This window comes from Kribbella sp. NPDC006257 (assembly GCF_040613535.1).
In the GTDB taxonomy this organism is placed as follows: Bacteria; Actinomycetota; Actinomycetes; order Propionibacteriales; family Kribbellaceae; genus Kribbella.
Genome location: NZ_JBEXSJ010000062.1, coordinates 23,525 through 31,808, shown reverse-complemented (window position 1 = coordinate 31,808; position 8,284 = coordinate 23,525). Strand labels below are relative to the sequence as shown.

The 8,284-nt window shown below is 66.1% G+C and carries 7 protein-coding genes; 3 read left to right on the top strand and 4 right to left on the bottom strand.

The genetic code is table 11. From position 1 onward, the window contains the following. Positions 1-53 precede the first annotated feature (53 nt). The 4 genes from ABZ004_RS39725 to ABZ004_RS39710 all read right to left on the bottom strand — a co-directional run bounded on the left by ABZ004_RS39725 (position 54) and on the right by ABZ004_RS39710 (position 4,397). Positions 54-881 (bottom strand): carbohydrate ABC transporter permease, encoded by an 828-nt coding sequence (locus tag ABZ004_RS39725; RefSeq protein WP_355687370.1) that lies wholly within the window; start codon positions 879-881, stop codon positions 54-56. Further along, entirely contained in the window at positions 878-1,810 is a 933-nt protein-coding gene (locus tag ABZ004_RS39720) for a sugar ABC transporter permease (protein ID WP_355687368.1), read from the bottom strand. The genes ABZ004_RS39725 and ABZ004_RS39720 overlap by 4 nt, the downstream gene beginning before the upstream one ends. Before the next feature lie 33 nt (positions 1,811-1,843). Then, positions 1,844-3,241, bottom strand: a complete 1,398-nt coding sequence (locus ABZ004_RS39715) for an extracellular solute-binding protein (RefSeq protein ID WP_355687366.1) — start codon at positions 3,239-3,241, stop codon at positions 1,844-1,846. Positions 3,242-3,422: 181 nt separating this feature from the next. Continuing rightward, positions 3,423-4,397 carry a hypothetical protein gene (locus ABZ004_RS39710; RefSeq protein WP_355687365.1) on the bottom strand — a complete coding sequence of 325 codons (975 nt, stop codon included), beginning with the start codon at positions 4,395-4,397 and terminating at the stop codon, positions 3,423-3,425. A gap of 263 nt (positions 4,398-4,660) precedes the next feature. On the opposite strand from ABZ004_RS39710, the gene ABZ004_RS39705 reads away from it, so the two are divergent. From ABZ004_RS39705 to ABZ004_RS39695, 3 genes are all read left to right on the top strand, one after another. Then, positions 4,661-5,254 (top strand): TetR/AcrR family transcriptional regulator, encoded by a 594-nt coding sequence (locus ABZ004_RS39705; protein ID WP_355687363.1) that lies wholly within the window; start codon positions 4,661-4,663, stop codon positions 5,252-5,254. A gap of 589 nt (positions 5,255-5,843) precedes the next feature. Continuing rightward, entirely contained in the window at positions 5,844-7,136 is a 1,293-nt protein-coding gene (locus ABZ004_RS39700; RefSeq protein WP_355687361.1) for an MFS transporter, read from the top strand. After that, a complete protein-coding gene (locus tag ABZ004_RS39695) occupies positions 7,109-8,284 on the top strand; it encodes a radical SAM protein (protein ID WP_355687359.1) in 1,176 nt (391 codons plus the stop codon). The genes ABZ004_RS39700 and ABZ004_RS39695 overlap by 28 nt, the downstream gene beginning before the upstream one ends.

Genomic DNA, 8,284 nt, shown 5'->3' with positions numbered 1-8,284 from the left:
ATTGGTACCAGCGAGTGGCGGCGGGAGAAGAGCCGGCGCGACCACACGTCGTACTAGCCCTTGATGGCGCCGCCGAGGGCGAAGGCTCCGCCTAGTTTGCGGCTGAGGAGGAGGTAGAGCAGCAGGACCGGGGTGGTGTAGATGAGGGAGTAGGCGGCCAGCTGGCCGTAGTTCGGTTCGCCGTACTGGCCGAAGAAGGTGAAGATGCTCACCGATGCCGGCAGCCGTTCGGGTGACAGCAGCAGCATGAACGGGACGAAGAAGTTTCCCCACATGCCGATGAAGGTGAAGATCAGCACCACGGCGATGCCCGGCCACATCAGCGGCAGGACGATCCGGCGCAGCGCCTTCATGTTGCTGGCCCCGTCCACCCAGGCTGCTTCTTCCAGCGAGATCGGTACGCCGTCCATGAATGTCTTCGTCAGCCAGATCGCGAACGGCAGCGACGAGGTCGCCATGAACATGATCGTCCCGCCGAGTGTGTCCACCAAGTTCAACTGAACAAACAAGCCGTAAACCGGCACCATCACCGCGGTGATCGGCAACCCCGTGCAGAACAACACGGTCAGCAGGAACGGCCGGTTGAACTTGGTCTTGAATCTAGACAAGGGATAAGCCGCCAACACAGCACACACCATCGTCAGCAACGCGGCCCCGCCACACAGCACCAAGCCATTGAGAACAGGCCGGTACGTCGTATCGGTGTTCAGCACCGCCTTGAAGTTGCCCAGCGTCGGGTGCGTCGGCAACTCGACCCGCAGCCCGGCCGTTCGGTTGATCGAGGCAAACAACACCCAGAGCAACGGCAGCACGAACAGCACTCCGAGCCCCAGCAGGATCAGGTTGGCAGCGAGCTTGCTGATCCGGTCACGCGCTATCACGCGGCCTCCGCATTCAGTCCACGCAGGTAGATCAGCGAGAAGACCGCGCCGATCGCCAGCATCACCAGCGCGATCGCGGTGCCGTAGCCGATCTGCGAGAAGCTGAACGCCTGCTCGTACATGTACAGGGGAAGGGTCTGGCTCTTGGTCCCCGGCCCACCGCGCGTCATGGCAAAGATCAAGCCGAAGACGCTCAGGGTCTGCAGCGTGATCAGCATCAGGTTCGTCATGATCGCGCGCGAGATCATCGGCACCGTCACGAACAGCAGCCGTCGCCAGCCGCCGGCGCCGTCCATCTCCGCGGACTCCTCGATCTCCTTCGGCACCTCGCTCAAGGCCGCCGAGTAGACCAGCATCGAGAACGCCGTACCGCGCCAGATGTTCGCGATCGAGACCGCGATGATCGGTGCCGCGTACAACCAGTCCTGGCCGGGCAGCCCGACCTTGTGCAGGATCACGTTCAGCGTGCCGTCGTCGTTGAAGAACGCGCTGAGCAGGTACGCCGCGACGATCTCGGGCAGCACCCACGCGCCGATCACCGCCGTACCGACGAAGTTGCGCACGACCTTGGTGGACCGGCGCATCAGCAGCGAGAGTCCGAGGCCGAGGGTGTTCTGGCCGATGATCGCGGAGATCAAGGTGAAGACCAGGGTCAGCCAGATCGAGTTCACGAACGCCGAGCTGCCGAAGGCCTTGCGGAAGTTGTCCAGGCCGACGAACTTCACGTTGGAGGCGCCGGTCCCGGTCAACGCCATGTTGGTGAACGCGGCGTACACGCAGTACAGGATCGGGCCGGCCAGGAAGACCAGCATCAGGCCGATCGCCGGTCCCAACGGCAGCATCTTCACCAGCTTGGCGCCACGCGGGCGGCCGTTCCGGCCGGCCTTGCGACCGGCCGGAACAGGTACCGCGGGAGCAGATGTCGTCACAAATTCATCCCTTCGAGGGGAGCGGCGTCTCTGCTAGTTACTGGACGTCGTCGTGTGATCCTTGCCGCCGACGATGCCCTCGACCGCTTCGTCGTAGTTCTTCGCCGCCTTGTCCGGCGTCGACTGTCCGGTCATCACGGCTTCCATCGCGGTGATGATCTCGTTGGAGACCTTCGGGTACTCCGGCAGCGCGGGCCGGTAGACGGTCACGGCCACCAGGTCCGTGAAGAACTGCGTGCTCTTCGACGACGACTTGTAGCCGGCGTCCGCGGCAACGTCCTTCCGTACGGCGATCTGCGCGCCGTCGGTGGCGTACTTGGTCGCGTTCTTCTGCGTCTGCAGGGTCTGGATGAACTTCCAGGCCGCGTCCGGCGACTTCGACTTGGCCGGGATCGCCCAGGTCCAGCCACCGGAGAGGCTGACCTTGCCCTTGCCGCTCCCGTCCTGGGTCGGCATCGCGGTCTGGCCGAGCACCTCGGACCACTGCGGCCACGGCTTCGCACCGGTCTTCAGCCAGTTGTTGTACAGCCACGAGCCGTCGAGCGCGATCGCGAGCTTGGAGTTCGGCAGCAGATCGCTACCGACCTTATTGCCCCAGTTCGGGTCGAGCGACTGCTTCGGCTGCGGGGCCAGGCCCTCGGTGAACACGGTCTTGATGAAGTTCAGCGAGTCCTTGAAGCCCTGGCTGCCGACGACCCACTTCTTCTGGTCGAAGTTGTAGAGGGTGTCCTTGGTTCCGTAGAGCAGCATCTCGAAGCCCTGCATCGCGGACGCCTCACCCATCGGCTTGCCCGAGTAGACGTTCAGCGGGATCACGCCGGGCACCTTGGACTTGATCGTGCGAGCGGTGTTCAGCACGTCGTCCCAGGTCTTCGGCTGCCAGTCGGCCGGCAGACCGGCCTTCGCGAAGAGCTGCTTGTTGTACCAAAGGGCCCGAGTGTCAGTCCCGTCCGGTACGCCGTACGTCTTGCCGTCCTGGCCCTTCGCGGCCCCCTTGGCCGTCTCCTCGAACTGGCTCCAGTCAGCCCAGTTCTTGATGTAGTCGTCCAGCGGCCGCAGGTACCCCGCCGTGATGTCGGAGTTGATCAGGAAGGTGTCCTCGTAGACGATGTCCGGCGCGGTGTTGGGCGACCGCATCATCAACTGGATCTTCGTGTAGTAGTCGTTCTCGCTGGCCACGACCGGGACGATCTCGACCTTCGAGCCGGGGTTGGCCGCCTCGTACTCGGTCTTGGCGCCGGTGAGGAAGTTCTTCATCACCGTGCCCGGACCCCACTGCTGGTAGGCGATCTTGATGTTCGCCGGACCCGAGCTCTGACCGCCCGCGTCCGGGGTTTTGGTCGTCGACCCCTGACTGCAGGCCGAGACGCCCAGCAGGAGTGCTCCGACGGCGAGTACACCCGCCCGCTTGAAACCGCTTTTCTTGACCATCACGTCCACCTTCGGGCAATCGTTGTCATCCCGGTACCACCGCTCAAACCCGTCGGGCTTTCCCGTGACCGTAGGAGGCGCAGACCAGTGAAGTCAATGGTTGGTAGACAACGTTGTCGCCCCAAGAACGCCACTGCGCGGTGACCGGTTCGTAACGATCCGGTCACCGCGCTGTCAGGCTTCACGCAGTAGTGGCCGACCCCTCAGTACGGCCACGGACTGCGACCTGACGACTGCGGCCGCGTGCTGCTCCCAGCCCGCACAGCAGCAGGCCGAACAGGATCCAGCAGCCGAGTACGACGAACGGGCGCCCGGAACCGGCTCCATCGAAGAAGCTCACCGAGCGCAACGCCGTACCGGCAGCCCCCGGCGGAAGGAACTGGCCGAGCGTGCCCCACCCGGTCGGCAGCATCTCGGGTGCGCTCGTCAGGCCCGAGAGCGGATTCCCGAGCAGCATCATGGTGGCGCCGCCGAGCGCGAGCCCCGCCGTACCGAGCAACCACTCCAGCCCCAGCAAGGTGAGGCTGATCGCGCCGATCGACATCGCGATCACGCCGGCATTGGCGAAGTAGTTGCCTTCGAGCGAGCCGAGCCAGAACTGCAGCACCGCGGCCAGCGCGAGCGCGCCGGTGATCGCGAACCCGATCGCGCCGCGGACCCGGCTCACGCAATTCTTCAGCAGTTGAACCAACGCTGCGGCACCGATGATCCCGCCCAGCACCAACGGCAGCGCTCCCGCGGCGAGACCCGCGCCACGCGGATCGTCCTTCGGCAGCGGAACGACGTCGGTCACCTTCGGCGCGACGCCACCGTTCTGCGCCGCCATCCCGGCCGAGAGCTGGGTCAGAATCTGGGCGACTGCGGGCCCGCCGGCGGAAGCGGTCAGCACCTCGGGGTGCTGCGGATCGAGCACGATCGCGCCGTAGACGTCCCGGTCCTTGATCGACTGAACCGCCGCACCGCGATCGGCGACGGCCTTGACGTCGAACCCACCCGGCACGGCCTTCTCCAGCCCTGCCCTCACCTGAGCCACCGCCGCATCCGGACCCGCCACCGCTAACGGCAGATCCCGCGGCTGCGACCGAGCCGCCGGCCAGGCAAACGCGATCAGCAACACCGTCAACACCGCCGTGAGCCCCAGAATCACCGCAATCACCGGCGCCCTCCCCCGCTCCCCCGCCCCAGCATGCCCTCCACCCCCGTGGCGCCCACCAACCCCCGTTATCGGTCCGTTGTTACCCGGTGTGTCGCCGTTCATCGGTCCCGAAATACCATCCGGCTGGCCGGCGGCGGGGCGGTCGACGACGGGGCGATCGGCAGACATTTCAATGACTTCCTCTCGAAAACGAATGATCGTTCTTTATTACAAGCCAGCCCGCTCCGCTTGTCAAGAACGGACATTCGTTTTACGTTTCAGTTATGCCCAAGGTCACGCTCGAACACCGCACCGCCCGCTACGAACAGATCGTCGACGCCGCCCGCCGCTGCGCGGTCGAGCAGGGTTTCCACAAGACGACGATGGCGGACGTGATCCGGGAGTCCGGGCTGTCCGCCGGCGCGGTCTACGGCTACTTCAAGAGCAAGGACGAACTCGTCTCGGCCATCGCCGACCAGGCGCTCAGCACGGTCGACGAACTCTTCGAAGGCATCCTCGCGACCAAGGAGCCGCTCACCCCGCTCGCCGCCCTGACCGCGGCTCTCGAGCACGTCCTCCAGATCGCCGAACGCCCCGGCGGCGACATCACCCGGGTCGCCCTGCAGGCCTGGGCCGAGGCGATGCACAACGACGCGATCCTCGGCACCGCTCGGGAGAAGTACACCCACCTGCGCGGCAAGTTCACCGAGGTCGCTCGACGCGCCCAGGCCGACGGCACCGTCGACCCCGACGCAGACCCCGACCACGTCGGGCAGGTCATGTTCGCCGTCCTCCCCGGCTTCCTCCTCCAACGCCTCATCCTCGGCGACGTAACCCCCCAAACCTTCACCGCCGGCCTCACCGCCCTCCTCAAGTAGCCGCCACCCCGCCCAAGCCACACACCTCACCACCACCGCCCGGGCCCACACCTCACCACCACCGCCCGGGCCCCACACCTCACCACCACCCCGCCCCAGCCCCAGCCCCACACCTCACCACCCCCACACCTCACCACCCCCACCCGCGCCGCACCCCACCACCTCCGCCAACCTGCGGCGCCCGCTGCCGCGGTTTCGCCCACTGCCGGGCTATAAACGCAACATCGGCCGAAAATCCCGGCAGCCGCCCACAACTCGCGCAGCGGCGAGCCCCCGCCACCGCGGTTTCAGTCACCGGCCGTCCCTGCCGCGGCTAGCCAGGCGCCCCGCCTCCGCGGTTCGCCGCCGGAGGTCGCCACTCGAGCAGGCGCGCCCACCCGGCGCCACCCGAGCAGACCGCGCCCCATCCGGCGCGTGGGTTAGGTGAAGGTTTTTGCGACTTGTCGCGGTGGGTGACGACGATGTCACCGAGGGGTTGAGTCCCGGCACTTACCCGGTTAGGTTGTCCCGAGGCTTATTTCAAACCCTGAACTAAGGCACTGCGCCACGGCGGGGTCGGGCAGCACGTACGGCGACTGGGGAGTCGGAGGTGCGGGTGGTTTCGCGAGGTGACACGACAACACTGACGACCGGCCGGGACTTCGGCTGGTACTGGGGCAGCCAGACAGCGAGCGCCGTCGGCGACCGGCTCACCGGCTTCGCCGTACCGAGCATCGCCATCCTGACCCTCGACGCGAGCAGCGCCCAAGTAGGAGTACTGGCCGCCCTCGGCTGGCTCGCCTACCCCGCCCTCGGCCTCTTCGCCGGTGCCGCCCTCGCCCACGTCCAGCGCCGCCGCGTGATGATCGCGGGCGAGGTCATGCGCTTCGCCGTCTTCGCGACCGTCCCGCTCGCCGCCCTGGCCGGCTGGGTCACCACCACCCAGCTCTTCGTCGTGGTCGCCGTCGCCGGTGTCGCGACCGTCTTCGTCGACATCGCCGGCCAGTCCTACCTCCCCGCACTGGTCGACCCCAGATCCCTCGTCGGCGCGAACGCAAGACTCCAAAGCTCCGACAGCCTCTCCAAGCTCGTCGGCCCCGCCCTCGCCGGCCTGGCCCTGAAGATCACCGGCCCGTACGCCGGGTTGCTGCTCAGCGCACTCCCGTTCCTCGGCTCCGCCGCCGGCCGCACCCGAATTCAGACCTTGGAACCACCCTTGGAACAAGCCCAGGATCCCTTGTCCACCAGGATCCGCCGGGGCTTCAGCTTCGTCTGGCAGCACTATCTGCTCCGCCAACTGGTGATCGCGGCGGCGATCCGAAGCTTCGGCGCCGGCATTGTCGACGCCGTCCTACTCCTCTTCGCCTACCGGGTCCTCGGCCTGTCCAGTCTGGAAGGCGGCCTGCTGATCGCGGCCGGTTCGATCGGCGGTCTGCTCGGCGCGTTCATCGCCAACCGCCTCGCCGCCCGGCTCGGCACCAGGCGCACCCTGCTGCTCACCGGCGTGGAAGCCCTGTGCTGGTTGACGATTCCGCTCTGCCTGGTCACCGCGCCGGTGATCGCGCTGATCGCGATCCGGATCGCCGCCTCGATCTGGCTCCCGGTCTGGAACATCGTCACCACCAGCGTTCGGCAGGAGCTCACTCCTGCCGCCCTGCAAAGCCCCGTGCATGCGACCGCCCGGACGCTCACCTCGTCCACGGTCCCGCTCGGGGCGGTTATCGGAGGTTTGGCCGGCGGTGTGCTGAGCGATCAGCTCGGGACGCGAGCCGGCCTGGTTCTCGTCCTCGCGGTCGGAGGGGCGATTGCCGGAGCCAGCGCACTGCTGGTCGTACGAACTCGTCCAGAGATCACGGCACCACCGAGGGAGGTCGAATGCGTCCAACCACCACGCGAACCCTGAACACCAAGGAATTCGCGGACATCAAGCACACCGTGTCCATCCGTTCCAAGGCCCGCAAGAACCTGCTGCTCGACCCGGAGTACGCCGCTCCGCTGCCCCAAGAGGTCAGCCTGCAACTCACCTATCGCTGCAACCTGCGCTGCACCCACTGCTATCAATGGAACGAGCAGGGCTTCTTCCGGGACTTCAGTGCCCAGAAGCAGAAGACCGAACTGGACCTCGAAATCGTCGAGGACGTTCTCCGTACGACGGCGCCGGTGCGGTCGAAGCTGTTCCTGTGGGGCGGCGAGCCGCTGATGCACACCAAGTTCGACCAGGTCGCGAAATTACTCGAGAAATATCCCCGGACCGTCAACATGTGCACGAACGGCCTCCTGTTCAAGCGCAAACTCGACGACCTGCTGACCATCGGCGAGAACCTCAACCTCCTGGTGAGCCTCGACGGGCTCGGCGAGGACCACGAAGCGCTTCGCGGTCGCGGCACCTTCAAGCGCACGATGGAGAACATCCAGCTGATGCTGGACCTCAAGCGCAAGGGCGAGTGGAACGGCGAGCTCTCGCTGTCCTGCATGGTCAGCCACGTCACCGTGCACAAGATGTACGAGTTCATGGAGTGGGCCGAGGAGCTCGGCGTCAACACCGTCTACTTCCAGTTCCCCTGGTACATCAGCCCCGAGGTCGCCGAGTCGATGGACCGCCTCTACGAGAAGTCCTTCGCCTGGCTGAACCCGCAGACCGACACCAAGCGCCCGACCTGGCACTCCTACACGTACCAACTGCCGGAAGAAGAACTCCCCGTACTGCGTGAGTCGATGGCCCGCCTCGCCTCGCGAGCCTGGAACGTACGACTCCGTTACCAGCCGCAGCTCGAGGACGACGAGGTCACGGACTTCATCCTCGGTACGTCGCGCCCGGCCCAGCACCGCAGCAAGTGCCTCGCGGTGTCGAACCGGATGGAGGTGCACGCGGACGGCGCGGTCAGCTCCTGCAAGTTCTTCCCGGAATTCGTGGTCGGCAACCTCTACGACCAGCCGGTCGGCGAGCTGTGGCAGAGCGAGTCATTCAAGCATGTCCGCCGGATCATGTCGGAGAACGGGATGATGCCCGTCTGCTCCAAGTGCATCCTCCTTTACCTGAACGGAGTGTGA